At 64.3% G+C, this 18,456-nt stretch carries 14 protein-coding genes; 7 read left to right on the top strand and 7 right to left on the bottom strand.

Annotation, left to right across the window (positions count from 1 at the left end):
- Positions 1–254 precede the first annotated feature (254 nt).
- The 3 genes from GQ57_RS38420 to GQ57_RS36410 are packed head-to-tail and all read left to right on the top strand — an operon-like array spanning position 255 to position 1,758.
- On the top strand, positions 255–572 hold the full coding sequence (locus GQ57_RS38420) for a quinol oxidase (RefSeq protein WP_152603455.1): 318 nt from the start codon (positions 255–257) through the stop codon (positions 570–572).
- On the top strand, positions 569–1,201 hold the full coding sequence (locus tag GQ57_RS36405; RefSeq protein ID WP_034200440.1) for a LolA family protein: 633 nt from the start codon (positions 569–571) through the stop codon (positions 1,199–1,201). Before GQ57_RS38420 ends, GQ57_RS36405 begins: the two co-directional genes overlap by 4 nt.
- A 41-nt stretch (positions 1,202–1,242) precedes the next feature.
- Entirely contained in the window at positions 1,243–1,758 is a 516-nt protein-coding gene (locus GQ57_RS36410; RefSeq protein WP_031403404.1) for an SRPBCC family protein, read from the top strand.
- Between the two features lie 36 nt (positions 1,759–1,794).
- On the opposite strand, the gene GQ57_RS36415 is transcribed toward GQ57_RS36410, so the two are convergent.
- The 6 genes from GQ57_RS36415 to GQ57_RS36440 form a co-directional block, all read right to left on the bottom strand.
- On the bottom strand, positions 1,795–2,844 hold the full coding sequence (locus tag GQ57_RS36415) for an ABC transporter ATP-binding protein (RefSeq protein WP_031403405.1): 1,050 nt from the start codon (positions 2,842–2,844) through the stop codon (positions 1,795–1,797).
- 27 nt (positions 2,845–2,871) lie between these two features.
- Positions 2,872–4,470 carry an ABC transporter permease gene (locus GQ57_RS36420; protein WP_031403406.1) on the bottom strand — a complete coding sequence of 533 codons (1,599 nt, stop codon included), beginning with the start codon at positions 4,468–4,470 and terminating at the stop codon, positions 2,872–2,874.
- Positions 4,471–4,472: 2 nt separating this feature from the next.
- Positions 4,473–5,507: an iron ABC transporter substrate-binding protein gene (locus GQ57_RS36425; protein ID WP_031403407.1), complete on the bottom strand. Its 1,035-nt coding sequence runs from the start codon at positions 5,505–5,507 to the stop codon at positions 4,473–4,475.
- 63 nt (positions 5,508–5,570) lie between these two features.
- Entirely contained in the window at positions 5,571–6,875 is a 1,305-nt protein-coding gene (efeB, locus tag GQ57_RS36430; RefSeq protein WP_031403408.1) for an iron uptake transporter deferrochelatase/peroxidase subunit, read from the bottom strand.
- Between the two features lie 11 nt (positions 6,876–6,886).
- Positions 6,887–8,020, bottom strand: a complete 1,134-nt coding sequence (locus GQ57_RS36435; protein ID WP_031403409.1) for a hypothetical protein — start codon at positions 8,018–8,020, stop codon at positions 6,887–6,889.
- A gap of 77 nt (positions 8,021–8,097) precedes the next feature.
- Positions 8,098–9,564 (bottom strand): carbohydrate porin, encoded by a 1,467-nt coding sequence (locus GQ57_RS36440; protein ID WP_031403410.1) that lies wholly within the window; start codon positions 9,562–9,564, stop codon positions 8,098–8,100.
- A 954-nt stretch (positions 9,565–10,518) separates the two neighbouring features.
- Here GQ57_RS36440 and GQ57_RS36445 point away from each other — a divergent pair.
- Positions 10,519–12,081, top strand: a complete 1,563-nt coding sequence (locus tag GQ57_RS36445) for a tetratricopeptide repeat protein (RefSeq protein ID WP_034200441.1) — start codon at positions 10,519–10,521, stop codon at positions 12,079–12,081.
- Between the two features lie 1,176 nt (positions 12,082–13,257).
- Here the strand turns inward: GQ57_RS36445 and GQ57_RS40910 are convergent.
- Positions 13,258–13,968 carry a response regulator transcription factor gene (locus GQ57_RS40910; RefSeq protein ID WP_081896866.1) on the bottom strand — a complete coding sequence of 237 codons (711 nt, stop codon included), beginning with the start codon at positions 13,966–13,968 and terminating at the stop codon, positions 13,258–13,260.
- Positions 13,969–14,434: 466 nt separating this feature from the next.
- On the opposite strand from GQ57_RS40910, the gene GQ57_RS36455 reads away from it, so the two are divergent.
- The 3 genes from GQ57_RS36455 to GQ57_RS42675 form a co-directional block, all read left to right on the top strand.
- Positions 14,435–14,755, top strand: a complete 321-nt coding sequence (locus GQ57_RS36455; protein ID WP_235215192.1) for an H-NS histone family protein — start codon at positions 14,435–14,437, stop codon at positions 14,753–14,755.
- A gap of 510 nt (positions 14,756–15,265) precedes the next feature.
- The gene (locus tag GQ57_RS42670; protein WP_152603456.1) at positions 15,266–15,505 is read left to right on the top strand and encodes a hypothetical protein; all 240 of its coding nucleotides are present in this window, start codon (positions 15,266–15,268) and stop codon (positions 15,503–15,505) included.
- Between the two features lie 123 nt (positions 15,506–15,628).
- A partial coding sequence (locus tag GQ57_RS42675) for an ESPR-type extended signal peptide-containing protein (RefSeq protein WP_268810899.1) occupies positions 15,629–18,456 on the top strand: 2,828 nt, incomplete at its 3' end.

Below are 18,456 nucleotides of genomic sequence, written 5' to 3' on the forward strand. Positions count from 1 at the left end.
TCCCTCGCGCTTTCCCCGGTGCCGCGAACCGACGCAGGTCACTTCATCGGCGGGTGTGGCGGCGAACCAGCACCCGGCCGCGCCCCAGCCCCAGCCCCAGCCGACGCGCGCGGGCCCGTATGGAACAACCGGCCGTCTCCATCCGTTTACATACCTAACCCCGGCGCCGTCGGCCGGCGGGATAATGATCGCGACGAAGCCGGTCGTCCCGTCCGGTGTCGCCGTGTCGCAATGCGCGGCTACGGAGAGCAAGCATGCAACGGATGCGCGTGCCCGCCGACGGCGTGAGGCGGCCGTCGATCGTCGGTCGCCATTTCCGCCGGCCGAACCGTGCGTTCGTACCGGCGCACGTGCCGGCCGGGCCGGCCCGGATGCCGCGCGGCTTTGCAGGCGGCGTGCCGCAGGCCGGCATCGCGGCGCTCGCCGAGCACGGCTCGACGCCGAGGCCCTTGCACTGGGTATCCATGCGGCCGGGCCGGTGCGCCTGCAACGGCACGCGTCGGCTGCCGAAGGCCCCGGGCCGCCGCACGCACGGGATGGATGGCGCGCCCGCTGTCGGGGCTGCGCCGTGATCGCCGCCTTGCTGGCCGCGAGCCTGATAGGAGCGAGCATGACAGCCGATCCCGTGACCGTCGCGCAGGCGCATTTCGACCACGTCCGCTCGTACCGCGCGACGATCCGCTCGACGGCACGCAGCGGCGAACGCACCGAGATCCGCTACGCCTACCTGAAGCCCGGTTTCGTCCGGATGGATTTCGTGTCGCCTCATCGCGGCGCGGTGCTCGCGTACGATCCCGGCGACGGCAAGGTGCGGCTGCGCCCGTTCGGCGCGCATGCGCCGCCCGCACTGACGCTGTCGCCGTCCAATCCGCTCGTGCGCGACCGCAGCGGCCACCGCGTCGACCGGTCGGACGTCGGCGAATTGCTGCGCAACGTCCATGCGCTGCAGCAGGGCGGCGCGACGGTGACCGAAGGAGAGGAGGCCGTCGGCGGCCGGACCGCGCTGCGCGTGTCGGTCACGGGCGCGCCGGCGCACGCGGTCGACGGCGTGCATCGCTACCGGCTGTGGCTGGACGCCGAGGACGGCTTTCCGCTGAAGGTCGTCAGCTTTGCCGACGATGACGACGTGCCGCTGGAAACCGTGACGCTCGACGACGTGGAGATCGACGTCGCGTTTCCCGAACGCTTCTTCGCGCCCTGAGCGGCGCCTCGATTCATGCCAACAGGCATGCCGGAGGCTGCATGGCGGAATACCGGTTCTCGACGACCTGGCGCGTGGATGCGCCGCTCGCGGCGGTCTGGGAGGCGATCTACCAGGTCGACCGCTGGCCCGACTGGTGGAAGGGCGCGGTGCGCACCGTCGAGATCGAGCCGGGCGACCCGCGCGGCGTCGGCGCGTTGCACCGCTATACGTGGAAGGGCGCGTTGCCGTACCGGCTGACCTTCGACATGCGCGTGCGGCGCGTCGAGCCGCCGCATGCGCTGGAAGGCCGTGCGAGCGGCGCGATCCAGGGCGACGGATGCTGGTCGTTCGTCGCGGACGGCGCAGGCACGATCGTGCGCTACGACTGGCACATCCGCACGCACGTGCGCTGGATGAACCGGCTGGAGCCGCTCGCGCGCCCGCTGTTCCGCTGGAATCACGATGTCGTGATGCGCGCGGGCGCGAAGGGGCTCGCGCGGCGCCTGGGGGCGGCCGTCGAAACGGACGGCCGGATCTTCCGGCCATCGCCGGAAGCGGGCTGCGCCGATACGTGACGGCGTCTGGCAGCGTGCGACGACGGGGCGCGCCGTTCAGCGCGCGTATGCCATCACCGCGCCGTCCACCACCAGCGCGACACGTTCGCCGACGGCCGGACAGCGGTGGCCCGGCACGCGTACGCGCACGAGCACGTCGCGATCGGCATCGAGGCGCGCGAGCACGTCGGCGTCCTGGCCGGCAAACTGCGCGGCTTCGACGCGCGCCGTATGGCCGCGCATCGCGTCGGTCTGCGCGACCGGCACGAGGCCGATCTGTTCGGGGCGCAGCATCGCATCGGCGGGCCCGTCGGGCAGCGGCGCGACGAGCGGCAGTTCGCCGAGCGCGCACGCGATGCGCCTGTCGTGCACACGCCCGGCAAGCAGCACCGCCTGCCCGACGAACGACGCGACGTCGCGCGTGACCGGCTGCCGGTACAGCGTCTGCGGCGCGGCCGTCTGCACGAGCCGGCCCTGCCACATCACCGCCACTTCGTCGCCGAGCGTCATCGCCTCGGGCTGGTCGTGCGTGACGAGCACGGAGGTCGCGCCCGCCGCGGCGAGCGCGTCCGCGACCGCGCTGCGCGTTTCGTGCCGCAGCGACGTATCGAGCGCGGAGAACGGTTCGTCGAGGATCACGAGCGACGGCTCGGGCGCGAGCGCGCGCGCGAGTGCGACACGCTGCTGTTGCCCGCCGGACAACTGCTGCGGCGCGCGGCTCGCATACGACGCCGGCAGCCCGACCATCTCGAGCAGTTCGTCGACGCGATGATGGCGCCGCCGCGCCGCGCGCGGCAGCCCGAAGGCGATGTTGTCGGCCACCGACAGGTGCGGAAACAGCGCGCCTTCCTGCGGCACGTAGCCGATTCGGCGCTGCTCGGGCGGCAGGTGTACGTCGGGCGCGGCCACGCGGCGTCCGTCGATTTCGACGGTGCCGCGCTCGGCGCGCTCGAAGCCGCACAGCACGCGCAGCAGGGTGGTCTTGCCGCTGCCGGACGGGCCGAGCAGCGCGAGACGCGAGCCGCGCCGCACCGTGAGGTCGATGTCATGCAGGACGGTGTGCGATCCGAACGATTTGGACAGGCCGTGGATGCGTAGTTCGCTCATGGGCGGTTCCGGTGAAAAGGGCGGCGCTCAGTCGCGCACCGAGGCGCGGCCGAGCAGCAGGAACAGCAGTCCCGATGCGCCGAGCGACAGCGCGACGAGCAGCGCCGCGTATGGCGCCGCGGCAGCGAACGCGAGGGTCGCCGTATCGCTCCACACCTGCGTCGCGAGCGTGCGCGTGCCGATCGGCGACAGCAGCAGCGTCGCGTTGAGTTCCGTGACGACCGAGATGAACACCATCGTCGCGGCCGCGCCGAGGCCGGGCGCCGCGAGCGGCAGCACCACCCGCGTGAGCGTTGCGCGCCAGCCCAGGCCGAGCGAACGCGCGGTTTCCTCGAGCCGGACCTGCACGTGCGACAGCGCGGCGCGCACGCTGACGACCGCGAGCGGCAGGAACAGGATCGCGTAGGCGGCGACGAGCGCCGGTGCGCTCTGGTAGAACGGCTGCAGCAGCCGCACCGTGATCGATACGATCGCCAGCGCGACGACGATCCCCGGCACGCCCTGCACGGTCATCGCCGTGCGCTCCAGGATCGTCGCGATGCGGCCCGGATATCGCACCAGCAGGAACGCGAGCGGCAGCGCGAGCAGCGTCGTGACGGCCGCTGCCACGAGGCCGTAGCTCGACGACGCGAGCGTGGCCTGCCACAGCAGCTCGGGCGACACGTCGGTCGGCGTGACGGCGGCCGCGCCTTGCTGCGTGAGCCAGTAGCCGATCATCGCGAGCGGCACGCCGAGCGTCGCGGCCGCGAGTGCGGCGAACGACACGGTGACGACTGCGCGCAGCCTGCCGAGCGGATAGCGCATCGCGACGCGGCGTGCGGCACGGTGCGTATGGCCGTAGCGTGCATGGCCGCGTGCGCGCGCCTCGATCGCGAGGCACAGCAGGCACAGCGCGATCAGCACACAGCCGAGCAGCGATGCGCCGCCGCCGTCGAACGCGGTGCGGTATTCCGCATATATCTCGGTCGTGAACGTGCGAAAACGCAGCAACTGGAACGCGCCGAACTCGGACAGCACGCCGAGCGCGACGAGCAGCATCCCGCCGCACAGCGCGGGGCGCAACTGCGGCAGCACGACGCGGAAGAAGGTATGCCACGGCGAACAGCCGAGCGTGCGCGCGCTTTCCTCCAGCGCGGGATCGAGTTCGCGCAGCGCGGCGGCCACCGGCAGGTAGACGAGCGGAAAGTACGCGGAGGTGAGCACCACCAGCGCGCCGAGGAAATCCTGCAGATCGAGGCTCAGCGACACCCACGCGTAGCTCGTGATGAACGGCGGCACCGCGAGCGGCGCCGCCGCCAGTGCGGTCCACAGCGGCCGCGCCGGCAGGTCGGTGCGCTCGATGAACCACGCCACCGCCGTGCCGAGCAGCGTGCACGCGAGGGTCGCGGCGAGCGTGATCGACAGCGTGTTGACCAGCAGTTCGCCGACGAGCGGACGCCACAGCAGCTCGATCGCGTCGTCGAGGCCGAAGGTTGCCGCGCGGTACAGCGTGAAGCCGAGCGGCAGCAGGATCGCGAGCGGCCCGCACGCGGCCGCGGCGACGAGCGCACGCGACGGGCGGCGCCGTGTCGCGGTGCGCTCGCGGTCCCGGTCGGTGCGCGCCGTGCGGGACACGGCGTCGCTCATGGTCAGAGCAGGCCGGCCTGGCGCAACAGCTTGCCGGCCTGGCTGTCGTCGCCGAGCTGTTCGAACGTCAGCGCCGGCGGGTTCAGTTCGCTGAACGGCTTCAGGATCGGATCGGGGGCGACGCCCGGGTGCAGCGGATATTCGAAGCTGATATGGCCGTTCGCCATCAGCTTCTGCGCGCGCTCGCTGACGAGATACTCGACGAACTTCTGCGCTTCCGCCGGGTGCTTCGATGCCTTCAGCACCGCGGCGCCCGACACGTTGACGGCCGCGCCGACGTCGCCGTTGCCGAAGTGGTGGATCGCGCTGCGGGTCGACTTGTCGCCGAGTTCGGCGTGCAGGCGGTCCCAGTAGTAGTTGTTGATGATCCCGGTCAGCACGCCGCCGCGGTTGACGGCCGCCGTCACGCCTTCGTCGTCGTCGAAGATCTGCGCGTTGGCCTTCAGGCCCTTCAGCCATTGCAGCGTCGCCGCTTCGCCGTGCAGCGCGAGCACCGCGCTCACGAGCGGCAGGAAGTCGGCATCGCTCGGCGCGACGCCGACCTTGCCCTTCCACTCCGGCTTCGCGAGATCGAGCAGCGATGCGGGCAGTTGCTGCGGCTGGATCTTCGCGGTGTTGTAGACGAGCACGTTCTCGCGTGCGAGCACGCCGACCCAGTTGCCGTCGGCCGGGTTGAAGCGGGCCGGCACCGATTGCAGCGCGGCGCCGCCGGTCTTCGCGAGCAGGCCCTTGCGGTCGAGCAGCACGAGTTCCGGCGAATTCTCGGTGAAGTACACGTCGGCCGGCGTGCGGTCGCCTTCCGTGACGATCTGCGCGGCCAGCGCCGGGCCTTCACCCGAGCGCACCTTCACGGAGATGCCGCTTGCTGCTTCGAAGTCCTTGACGAGCTGGTTGACGACTTGCTCGTGTTGCGCGTTGTACAGCGTGAGCGTCGCGGCATGTGCGTGCGTGGCGTGCAGCGCGCCGGTCAGCATCAGCGCGGCGGCCGCCGCGGAAATCAGGTGCCGCAGCGGGCGGCTAACGGGTGAAGTAGTCATATTGTCTTGAGCAGGTTGCCCGGCCGGGCCGGGAAGGTGTGCCTTTGCTTGCGTGGTGCCGCGTCATGCCTCGAACAGTGCGGCGCCAATATACGAACCAGGCTGCGCGCCCGGCGGGCACGCGAAGATCGCGCTGCCGACGTGCGTGGTGAACTGGTTCATGATGTCCAGCTTCGAGAGCTTCTCGTTGATCGGAATGAAGCCCTTGCGCGGGTCGCGCTGGTGCGCGACGAACATCAGCCCCGCGTCGTACTCGGTCTGCTGGCGCCACGGCGGCCAGCGCTCGATGTAGAAGTTCGTGCTGTCGTTGTACGAGTAGGCGCGGCGCAGGATCTGCGCGCCGTTGTTGAGCTGCGGCGACGCGAGGCGCGCATGCGAGTTGTCGGGGATGACCGGGTTGCCGTCCTTGTCGGCCGCGTCGAGGTCGAGCGGCTCGAACTCGTTCTTCTGGCCGAGCGGCGCGCCGCTGTACTTGTGGCGGCCGACCACCTGCTCCTGGAAGCCGAGCTCCGTGTTGTCCCAGTGTTCGAGCGTGATGCGGATCCGGCGCACGACCGTGTAGGTGCCGCCGTTCATCCATGCGGGGCCTTCATCGCCGGCCCACACGAATTCGTTCATCGCGGCCGGATCGGACATCGGCGGATTCATCGTGCCGTCCTTGAAGCCCATCAGGTTGCGCGGCGTCTCGCCGGGCTTGCCCGACGTGAAGCCGGCCTGGCCCCAGCGCATCTGCGTCGTCTTCGCGCCGAGGCGCACGAGCTGGCGCACCGCGTGGAATGCAACCTGCGCGTCGTCCGCGCACGCCTGGATGAACAGGTCGCCGCCGGTCTTCTCGGGCAGCAACTGATCGCCGTTGAAGCGCGGCAGGTCGACGAGCGCGGCGGGGCGCTGCTTCGCGAGGCCGTAGCGGTCCTTGCCCGCGAGCGCGAACAGGCCGGGCCCGAAGCCGAACGTGATCGTCAGGCGCGCGGGGCCGAGGCCGAGTGCGTCACCGCCATCGGCCGGCGCGACTTCGTCGTTGCCCGTCGCGGCGAGCGGCAGCGCGGTGTCGCCGCGCGTCATGCGCGCGGCGGCGTCGGTCCAGGTCTTCAGCAGCGCGATGACCTCCGCGCGCTGGGCCGTCGTCAGGTCGAGCGCCGCGAAATACGCATGACGCTGCTGCGGCGTCGAGATGCCGCTCTGGTGCTTGCCGTAGAACGGTTCGACGCCGTCGTGCGCGGCGGCGGGTGCAGGTGCGGCGGCGGGGGCGTCCGCGGCCTTCGCGGCCGGCATCGACGCCGCCGCGAGGCCGGCGGCCACCGCGGCGCCGCCTGCCTTGAGGAAGCCGCGTCGCGCGGGGCGTGGCGGCCGGTTGAGATCGTCTGCCATGGCTGGCTCCGTTACTTCGCGAGCAGCAGCGTGTTGACGTCGTCGGCGACGAAATAGAATCCGTCGCCTTCCGGTGTCATGACGATGCCGAACAGGTTGCCGTTGCCCGGGGGCGTTTGCGCCTTGTCGGTATTGATCCAGCGCGCGTAGATCTGCTTGCCGGCGACCGGGTCGATTTCGACGACCTGGCCGTTCAGCGCGTTGGTCGCGAGCAGGTGGCCGTTCGGCGCGGTCGTCAGTGCGAGCGGGCGGTGCAGGAAACCGTCGGCGGTGACCTGGCGGCCGACGCCCGCGCTGGTGTCGCGCGTGAGCGGGTCGTCGATCTCGACGATGCGGTTGCCGATCGCGTCCGACACGTACAGCTTCTTCTGGTCGGCGGACAGTGCGAGGCCGGTCGGGCCGACCAGGAACACGCCCTTGTCGGCCTGCGCGCCGAGGCCGCTCGCGACCACCGTTTCCTGCTTGATGACCGGCGGCTTGCCGGCCGGCACTTCGAGGTCCAGGCGCAGCACGGTTGCCTGCTTGTAGACGGGCGGCGTGCCGTCGGCGCCGCCGACGCCGAAGCCGGCCATGCTGATGAACAGCGTCGCGCTGTCGCCGCGGTCGACCACGGCCATGTTGCCCCACGGGTCGTTGATGTTCGGCGTCGACCACGTCGATGCAATCTTGCCCTGCGGATCGAGCACGATCAGGCAGCCGGCGCCCTTGGTGTTGGTCGTGCCGTCGTTGCTCGGCGTGCTGCCGACGATCACCCAGCCCGACTTCAGCATCGTCATCGCGGTCGACAGGCCGACGCCGCCCGGGCACGCCTTGAGGTCGCGCGGGATGGACGCGAACAGGCTCAGCTGCTTGGTCGACGGGCGGTAGTTGACGATCGTGCTGCCGGTGCCCTGCAGGTTCGCGGCGTTGTTGAAGTTGTCGACGAGCACGTCGCCGGCCTGGATCGAGCCGGCCGACACCGGCGCGATCGCGATCGCGTACGGGTTCTGGTCGCCGTTGTCCGGCACCGTGTTGACGAGCGTGGTGTGGCGATGCACCGTCTCGAGAAAACCTTGCGGCTCGGCGAATGCGCCGGCGGCAGCCGTCAGCGCGGCGGCGGCCAGTGCGCCCGTCGCGAGGCGGCGAAGCAGGGCGGATTGGATCATGTGACTCTCCTGGGGAGCGCGCCGTCCGGGCGGCGCGCGAAAATGGGCGACAGGTGCGGGTGGTGCGGGCGCGACGCTCAGAACGTGATCGTCGTCCGCGCGCCGAGCACGAACGTGTTGCGCAGCGGCTGGGTCGCGTCGGTCGGGTTCTGTCCGGCGCCGGCGTTGAACGTGTACTGCGCGTCGGCCTGGATCACCCACCACGGGTTGACCTGGTACTGGTAGGTCGCTTCGAGCGTCGTCTCGCGGGTGCGCACGCCGTACGGGCCGGTCGCGAACGACTGCGCGGTCTGGTCGAGGTCGGTCGTGTGGCTGCCGATCTGGATGTACGTGACGCCGAGGCCGATGCTGTCGTTGTCGCGGCCCTCGAACGGCCCCTTCAGCACGATGCCTGCGTTGGCCGAGAGGCTCACCAGGTTGCGGTCGCCCGGCGCGCCCATCACGCGCGCGAACACGCCGAGGCTTTTCGCGCCGGTCGGGTCGGGGCGCCAGACCATCTGGTCGACCACCGCGTAGAAGCTGTAGTTGCCGCGGTGCTGCTGCGCAATGCCGTTCGACAAGGGATTCGCGAGCGACAGCCCGTCGGTGCCGACGTTCTGGTCGGGGAACTGGCCGTTGTGATACCAGAAGCCGATCTTGTAGGTCCCCGGCAGCCCGTTCGAGTTGCCGGTATCCATTTCACCGTCGGCCGGCTGGTTCAGCGCGTACTGCAGCTCGCCGATATAGAGCGCGCCGTTGTGCAGGTTGAAGTTCGTGCCGCTCAGGTTGTTCGGGTTGTTGCCGAGCGGATCGCCGTCGAACACGCCCGCGAGCGCGGTGAGCTTCGGCGTGATCTGCGCGCGCAAGCGTACGCCGAGGTCCGCCAGCGGGTAGGCGGGGCCGCCGTTGGGCAGGTCGTACGAAGGCAGCCCGGGCCAGCCGAACATCGTGTTGACGAAAATGTTCGCATACGTGCTGACGATGAATTCCTGGTCCAGGCTCTGCTGGCCGATCTTCACGTCGACGCGCTTGTCGAGGAACGACTGCTGGTACCACAGCTCCCACAGGCGCGTCGTGTCCTGCGCTTCGATGCCGCTCGCGGTGTTGAGCGTGCCGAGGTTCCGCGTGCTGAGGTTGGTGCCGTGGATCTGCAGCGCGCTGACGTTGAACGTGCCGCCGGGCAGGCCGATCGCCTTCTGCGTGTCGACCGTCAACGTCGCCGTCGTCAGCCCGTCGTACGTGCCGCCGCGGTTCAGGCCGCCGCGCAGGTTCGAGAGGTATTCGCTGGTTTCGGTAATCTGCAGCGTCGCCCCGTACTTGCCGAGCCACGGGCGGATGCCGCCCATGTCGCCGAGCAGGTTCTGGCGGGTCCAGATGCCGCTCCACATGTCGGTCGGCTTGGCCTGGATCGCCAGGTCTGCCTCGGGCGCTTCGGGTTGCGCGTCGACCGGCACGTCGGCGAACGCGGCGCCGCTTGCGAACGACGCACATGCAAGGACGGCCGCACAGGCGGCGGGGCGCATCCGGGCGCGGATGCTGTCTCCCTGGAACGACGCAAACTTCATATCAAATCCCTGGCTCTATTTAGTGTGGATTCCTGCTCGTCAGCCGCTGTCCGGACGCTCGGCACCGATTGGCGAGAGCATTGGGAAAAGCGCAACGCGGCGCATCGTAGGAGTGTCAAATGCTAAAGTCAATGTAAACGAGAATGATTCGCATTAAATTACTGAATGTAATGGATCGGCTTACAGACATGGTGCGCCGCCTGCTTGATGAATAGGAAAATCGTAAATATCGTCGTAATGAAAATGAATGCTTGCATGCAACCGGCTGTTTCGCGGTAGGCGATGCAGATGCCGTCCGACACGCGTCATATGGCGCATTCCAGCGCATGCAATCGACATCGTTACCCGATTCATTATGCGATGTCGCCCGCCGAAAGAACTCCGTGCTTTCCATGTGTCCGGACGGGGGCGCGCGACGTTCGCGAGCGACGCGGGCCTGCCGGCCGGGCTGGCGGGCGTTTCTCAGGGTTCACGTTGAAAGGGTTTTCGTTGTTTTCGTGCACGGCTCCGACGACGGTTGTCGAGACTCGTTCAAATTCGGATGGACCCCGTCGTTGAGACGAGGCTTAAGGGCGAGGCGTGCTTCCATCGTAGCGCCGGGAGGGCGTTTAATTTCGAACGGTCGGTTCTCGTGGGCCGATGCCCCCGAATGCCGAACGCTGAAAATGATCCGTCTTCCTGAATGTGACAATCGTTCAGATCTCGCCGTGTGTGGACGCGTACCATCGTTGTTGCTCCGTCACTGGAGCACTTCCCCTCGGATTTGACGCCAAGCCCACGCTTGGCCTTTTTCCTGATCGAGGTTTTTTGCGGGGCAGGATGCTTTCGGACGGCATCCGGTCAAGCCCGATCTCTGGACGGCATTGAGGCGGTAGTGGATATCCAGCGTCCATATCCCGGGTCCGAGTTGCGCTGCGGAACGTTCGCTGATGTGGACTGCTGATCGGGGTTGCTGTGGAATCGAATCTTGAAGATATCCAGTTGTGCTACGACAAGGCCATCGAGGCTTATAACGCTGGCCAGCCTGAACTCGCGCTTCGGTTGATTGAAGACGTTCTGAAGGAGTACCCGTCAAGCGGTGATGTCCTGCATCTGAGAGGGCTGATCGCTTTGTCGTTGGGTAAAGCCGAGGAGGCCGAGGACTGGTTCAAGCGGGCTATTGACGTCTCTCCCGACGCCATCTTCTACAACAGCCTGAGCGTGGCGCAAACGCGATTGAAGGCATTTCCGCAGGCGGTAGCAAGCGCGCGGAGCGGTCTGGCGCTTGCCGAAGATCGTCAGCCGGATCTGGACACTTCGAAGCTGCTGTATAACCTGTTTATGGCCCTGGATCTGGATGACAGGCCGGAAGACGCCCGCGATATTTGTCGACGCACGATCGAACGCTATCCAGCGCGTCCGGATGGCCATAGCAATTTGGGCGTGTGTTTCTACCAGTTAGGAAAAATCGATCTGGCGATAAATGCGTATCGTCAAGCAATCAAGTTGAATCCAAACCATCTCGTAGCTCACGCCAATCTCGGATTTGCATTGCTTTGCACCGGCGACTACGGGGAAGCCTGGCCACATTTCGAACACCGATGGGCAACCCTTCGAGTGGACGATGCGCCCCCAGGGATCAAGCCTCCCGCGATGCCGATCCGTCGGTGGCTGGGGCAAGAGTTGCCGCCAGGTGAAAACCGCCTGCTCGTTTTGGCCGAGCAGGGCTTGGGCGATACGCTGCAATTTTGCCGATATCTCGAAATGGCGCTCGGACATTTCACGGCAGTTGGATTCATATGCCCGGAACCGTTGCGCCGGTTGCTGACCGATTCACTCTGCTCCCGGTGGCCCAATCTGACGCTGCTCGAAGACAAGCCATTCAACGCGCTTCGATGGGACTGGTATTGCCCGCTCCTGTCGCTGCCCATGGCGTTCGGAACGCGAGTAGACAATATTCCCGCCGACTTGCCATATTTGTACGCCGATCGGCGACGGTCGCGAAAATGGTCGTCGAAAGTGGCGACGTTGCAGCCAGCTACCTTGCCACGCATCGGGGTGGTCTGGGCGGGAGGGCATTTGGCCATGGCCGAAGATCGCCGGCGCAGTATCAACCTGGAGACGATGGCGCCATTGCTCGCGTGGCCCGGTGCGCACTGGATCAGTCTGCAGAAGGCAGATGACATTTCGAAAGCGCTGCCCCGCGAGAAGTATCCACATGTCGTCGACTGGATGCACGAGGTGAGGGATTTTGCCGATACTGCGGCGCTCATCGACGCACTGGATCTTGTCATTTCAGTAGACACCTCGGTCGCTCATCTTGCTGCAGCCATGGGTAAGCGCGTTTGGTTACTGAACCGATACTCGGGCTGCTGGCGCTGGTTGCGCAATACTGAAGATAGTCCTTGGTATCCCGGCATGCGAATCTTTACTCAAACCACGCGCGGAAACTGGACCGAGGTAATCGAGCGCGTCTTGTCTGAACTGGAATTCAATGCTGCGGCTTTGTCGGCCGAGAGGGTGTGTCGGCGCGACTAGTCGACCAAGTGGAGCAGGTGGAACCGTCTGCTGGGCCACTCCGGCCGGCGGCTTTCGGGTATTTCAGGCGACCGTTTCTGGCAACGCAAACGCTGAATTGTCGAGTGTCCGCTCCAATCTGACGATGCTTCGGTAGCTGGGTCGAAGTCGAATTCTTTGAATATTAATATGTATTACTGATGAATAGAGTGGTGGAAAATTGAAGCCGGCATCTTCGCCGAAGATCAACGAAGAACCTCTTTGTGGGCAACCAGCGATATCGCCGCAGATGCGTTCAGGGATCGCCGAAAGGCTCGGTTTGCGATCGGGACTCGAGATAACCGACGACCGATGCGCCCAGTCGTGCCAACGGCAACTTCATCGCGATCGACGGTATCCAGGGCGACGCGACGGTCACCTGGACGCATTCCGTGGCCGGTCGTCGGGCGATCGAATCGCGTCGGGCTTTCCGGGTGTGATTCGAGCGTCCGTGCACGCTCGCCCGTGCGGCTCGATTGGTGCATTCGATTAAACGATGCAGTGGGGCGCGGAAATGAATAAGGCAATGCTCGGGATGTGCGGTCTTCTGATCTGCGGGCTTGTCGTGACGCTGGTGGTTGTCCTCGAAACGGTACCGAAACCGCGGGCGAAAATCACGCAGGTCGCGGCCAAGCCGGTGAAGGTGAGGTGAGGGTGCGTGTTCTGTTGACATTGTGGGGGAGCGCGATTGCGCTGGCCGTTTGCGTGGCCTGGCTGGCCGATCGCCCCAAACATGGTGAGCCCATGCCACTTGCGTCCCGACTGATTCAAGGCTCGACGAAGCCGATCGTCAGGTCGCCAGGCGAGCAGGCTCGGTAACGGCGGTTCGTGCAGTCTCCCGTGCCGGTCACGATCGCACCGATGCCGGAAACGACGTTCCGATGTGAGGTTGAAAAGTGCAACATTCCCTGTATCGAATTCTGAGCGTCACGGCGCTCGCCTGGAAATTGGCGCTACCAGCAGAGAGGGAACCCATGGTCAGCGGCGCGTCGATCACTGATGCCGGCTGCCGTATCGTGCAAACAGCACATGGTTTGCGTGGCGGTCAGGGTGACGCCATTTCCTGACTGCAAGCCCTCGGTGTTCACCCGCCAGGAACGAAGCCCGACCGCTCCCCCGGTCACGTAGGCCTGTCTTTGGCGCGGGTAACGGCAGTCGCTATTCAGCATCGCGCGTGTGGTTGGGATCGAGCAACTCCAGCCGATATCCGTGATTGTAGACAGCGCGCAGTCGAACACCATTTTCGGGGCCGATTCGCAACTTCGATCGCACGCGATAGATATGCGTATCGAGCGTTCGAGAAATATGGTCGCTATGGCGTCCCCATATCGACTTGATCAATGTTTCTCTTGGCATCGCGCGACCACAGTTTTGAAACAGGGCGACGGCGACGTTGAATTCCCTCGATGTCAGTTTGATCGGCTCATCGCTCAAGAATACGGTTTCCGTCAAGAGGTCCAGACGATAACGACCAATGCTGATCGATGTTGGCGTTGAGTTGACTGGATAGGCCCGCCGCAGGAGTGCGCGTACTCTTGCGATCAGTTCATGGCGACGAACCGGCTTGACCATATAGTCGTCGGCACCTGCATCAAGCGCGATGACAAGCTGCTCCTCGAGCACTCGATTCGTCAGGAACAACACGGGGAGATCCCTGCCCACTCGCCCACGAATCCAGGCGAGGACTTCCAGCCCGGAAATATCCGGCAGGTTCCAGTCGAGCACAACCAGATTGAAGGTGTCGGTTTCGAGGAGGCGTATGGCTTCTGCACCCCGAGTGGCGCCTCGGACATCGAATCCTTCTGCGATCAGGGAATCGCGGATGAACGCCGCCTGTGCTGGCTCGTCGTCAACGGCAAGAATCTTCATTGGCACCATTTCTATCGTGTTGTTTAAATCCGGGAATACCCTCGTGCAAGGGGTGGTTTGGAGGCCGGATTTAATTGAAAGTAAGTTGAGACGATATGCCTGGGCGTCGTGTGCCTGGATGGCATGATTGATTTGCCAAATAGAGTGGCATTTTTTGGCTGTTTTTTTGTCAACTTTTCTGAACGGAATAAATTATGGGGCGTGATTGATTCGTGACAAATGTTGTCAATTGAAATTCGACCTCCATATAGCATGCTTCATGTGGATTGCTGAAGCGGGTGCGATTTCCTTTCCGGATTGTTTTCCGGCTGAATGGTTCGTATGACGAAATTGTCACAGGTAATTCGCCGTTGATGGCGTTGAAATATTCGGAAATATTTGGCGGCTGATAGCGATGGACAGGTGGGTGACGAGCTGTTGTCAGCTTGTCGTCTCGACCTGGGTCTATTTCCAAGAGTGGCGAGACGTGATTACCCAAATGCGTAACCTGGAGTCGTATCGGCGGTATTTGGAGAAAAGGGCGAAGCTGGAGTCGCAGATTGCTGAGGAGCGACGAGCGGCTGCGGAAGCAATTTTGCTGGAGATCAGGTATTGCGTTCGCGAGTTCGGTTTTTCCCCTGAGGATATTTTCGCGGTCGATGTTCTGCGTCGTTCGACCAAACGGCGACCCCGTTATTTCGATCCCGTCAGCGGAGCGACGTGGTCAGGGGTGGGTCGTACGCCCGAATGGATTCGCGATAAAGATCGCAAGCAGTTTGAGATATCAAATTTCGAGCGTGAGGATTGAGGTATTTGATCTTTGCATTTAAGTGAAGATTGGGTGTTTTGTGTGCCGAGGCGTTTCCGTGGTTTGCGAAATCGGGTATCAGACTCCGTGACGCTGTCGATCACCCGTATCAGGGGATATGGGCGCGGGCAGCGGCATCTGTTGATGCTGACGGTCGGTATGCAATTGGGCTGCATGCTCTGAGGGGCGAGATGATCGCGGTGGCCGTGCGTACGGCCTTAATCGAAACGTCTATGCGTGAGCAAATCGCCGGGTACATCCCGGTTGACTTCGATCCGTTGCGGTCCAGGAATTTCGATAAGCCGAGCGTAGCGCTCAACAGGGAGGGCTTTATGGTCAGACACAACAGGATGTTGCACAAAGAACGCGACCAACAGGTATGTGTCGCGGAGCAGGTCAGTCTCGACAAGCTATAGCGGGCCGTGCATGACGTCCCAATCCGCCGGTTCCATTTCCACGGCCGGCCTTTGCGGATCGTCGTAGGTTCAGCGTAGCGGGTTCTCGGGAGGCATGCGTCAAGAAATCGAACGGTACGAACTACCGACGCATTGTTCCTGTCGCTCCAGACCAGGGCGCGAACGCATTGATCTGCGTCACTCATGTACGGACAACATCACCGGCCTCAACGTCGTCCGCTTCATTGGCGATTTGCTCGCGGAGGATGATGAGAGTCCAGCCGTGATCGCGATCGATCACGGCAATGACGAAGCGGCGGGAAGCCAGTCGATGTCAATTGATAAGGTTTCCTGACTATAAGCGTGAAAAAAGCACCAGGCCAAAAAGTTCGAGATCGTGTGGCGACACTTTAAATATGGATGGTGACGCTTCACCCCACGAACCACGAGAGCCATTGACGCTCGGCATGCCAATCCGATGATCGGAGAGGGCGTCAAATTCGGAATAAGTAATATCGGATACCTAATTACCATGAATAAAATTTATCGAAGCATATGGAATGAGGCGCTGGGTGTGTGGGTGGCAGCGTCCGAGCTGACGAACGCGCGCGGTAAGGCTTCCAGGAGCGGTTGCGAGCAGGGAAGTGTGAATTCGTTTGGCCAGAGCGTATTTGGTGTACCGACGATGCGGCTTAGGCAGGGTGTTCTGGGATTCCTGGCCGTGGCAGGAATCTTGACTACAGGAGTGTTGCCCACTGTGGCGTGGGCGGGTGACATCGGAAATTGTAGCGGTAACTCATCGAGCTCGGCGGGTTTCGGTGGGACGTCCACTAGCGTCGCGCAAGGTAGTTGGACCGCGTTTGAGGGGAACTGCGGAACCGGGACCGGGGTAATTATCTCGGAGAATCCGAGTGCTAGCGGCGGTGTATCTGGTTCCAGTGCCTATATGTGGATCGGGGGGACCGGAAATAATCCCGCCGGTGCGATTACTCTGTACGGCCCAAGCGGCATAACGCTGAACGCTGGTACGAGCGGCACTATTAACCTGAAAAACACGACGTCGCTGAACAACAACAAGATCACGAATTTGGCGCCGGGTACGAATCCGACGGATGCGGTGAATTTTTCCCAATTGACCTCGTTGTCCACGTCGACGTCAACGGGCCTGGCGTCGGATGTTAGCTCGATCGCGTCGTTGTCGACGTCGACGTCGACAGGTTTGTCGTCGGCCAGCAGTTCGATCACGTCGTTGTCGACGTCGACCTCGACGGGGCTGTCGTCGGCCACCAGCTCGATCACGTCGTTGTCGACGTCGACGTCCACGGGTCTGTCGTCAGCCACCAGCTCGATCACGTCGCTGTCGACGTCGACCTCGACCGGCCTGTCGTCGGCCAATAGTTCGATTACTTCGCTGTCGACCGGTCTGTCGTCGACCAATAGCTCGGTTACGTCGCTGTCCACGTCCACGTCGACGGGGCTGTCGTCGGCGAACAGCTCGATCACGTCGCTGTCGACGTCGACCTCGACCGGCCTGTCGTCGGCCAATAGTTCGATTACCTCGCTGTCGACCGGCCTTTCGTCGACCAATAGCTCGGTTACGTCGCTGTCGACGTCCACGTCGACGGGGCTGTCGTCGGCGAATAGCTCGGTTACCTCGCTGTCGACATCCACGTCGACTGGACTCTCGTCGGCGAATAGCTCGATTACGTCGCTGTCGACGTCGACCTCAACCGGCCTGTCGTCAGCCAACAGTTCGATTACTTCGCTGTCGACCGGCCTTTCGTCGACCAATAGCTCGGTTACGTCGCTGTCGACGTCCACGTCGACGGGTCTGTCGTCGGCGAACAGCTCGATTACGTCGCTGTCGACGTCGACCTCGACCGGCCTGTCGTCGGCGAACAGTTCGATCACCTCGCTGTCCACATCCACGTCGACTGGACTCTCGTCGGCGAATAGCTCGATTACGTCGCTGTCGACGTCGACCTCAACCGGCCTTTCATCGGCCAATAGTTCGATTACATCGCTGTCGACCGGCCTTTCGTCGACCAATAGCTCGGTTACGTCGCTCTCCACGTCCACGTCGACGGGTCTGTCGTCGGCGAACAGCTCGATTACGTCGCTGTCGACGTCGACTTCGACCGGCCTTTCGTCGACCAATAGCTCGGTTACCTCGCTGTCGACGTCTACGTCGACGGGTCTGTCGTCAGCGAACAGCTCGATCACGTCGCTGTCGACGTCTACGTCGACCGGCCTGTCGTCGGCGAACAGTTCGATCACCTCGCTGTCCACGTCCACGTCGACCGCTCTGTCGTCAACCAATAGCTCGGTTACGTCGCTGTCGACGTCGACCTCGACTGGGCTGTCGTCGGCCACCAGCTCGATCACGTCGCTGTCGACCTCGACCTCGACGGCGATCAATGCAGCGAAGACGCATTACTACAGCGTCAACGACGGTGGCACGCAGCAGGCCAACTACAACAACGACGGCGCCACGGGCACCAACGCCCTTGCTGCCGGCGTGAACGCCAGCGCGGCGGGCACGAGCAGCGTCGCGGTCGGCGACACCGCGAACGCGAAGGCGAACGGCACGGTGGCAATCGGTCAGAACGCCGTGGCCAACAACGCGGGCGATGTCGCGCTCGGCAGCGGCTCGACGACGTCAGCGCCGAACCCGACGCCGACTGGTACGGTCGGTGGCGTCACCGCGACATTTGCGGGTGGTAATCCGACCAGCGTGGTCAGCGTCGGCGCACCGGGCCAGGAACGTCAGGTCACCAACGTCGCAGCCGGTCAGATCACCGCAACGAGCACCGACGCGATCAACGGTTCGCAGCTGTATGCGACCAATTCGATCGTCGACTCGCTGTCGACCACGGTTTCGTCGTCGAGCGGTGCGATCGCGTCGTTGTCGACAGGCCTGAGCTCGACCAGCAACTCGATCAACTCACTGTCGACCTCGACTTCGACGGGTCTGTCGTCGGCCAACAGCTCGATCGGCTCGCTGTCGACCTCGACCTCGACGGGCCTGTCGTCGGCGAACAGTTCGATCGGCTCGCTGTCGACCTCTACATCGACGGGTCTGTCGTCGGCGAACAGCTCGATCGGCTCGCTGTCGACGTCGACCTCGACGGGCCTGTCGTCGGCGAACAGCTCGATCGGCTCGCTGTCGACGTCGACCTCGACGGGCCTCTCGTCGGCGAACAGCTCGGTCACGTCGCTGTCGACGTCGACGTCGACGGGCCTCTCGTCGGCGAACAGTTCGATCACCTCGTTGTCGACCGGCCTTTCGTCGACCGATAGCTCGGT

It is taken from the genome of Burkholderia sp. MSh2, from assembly GCF_000731655.1.
GTDB classification, from domain to species: Bacteria; Pseudomonadota; Gammaproteobacteria; order Burkholderiales; family Burkholderiaceae; genus Burkholderia; species Burkholderia paludis.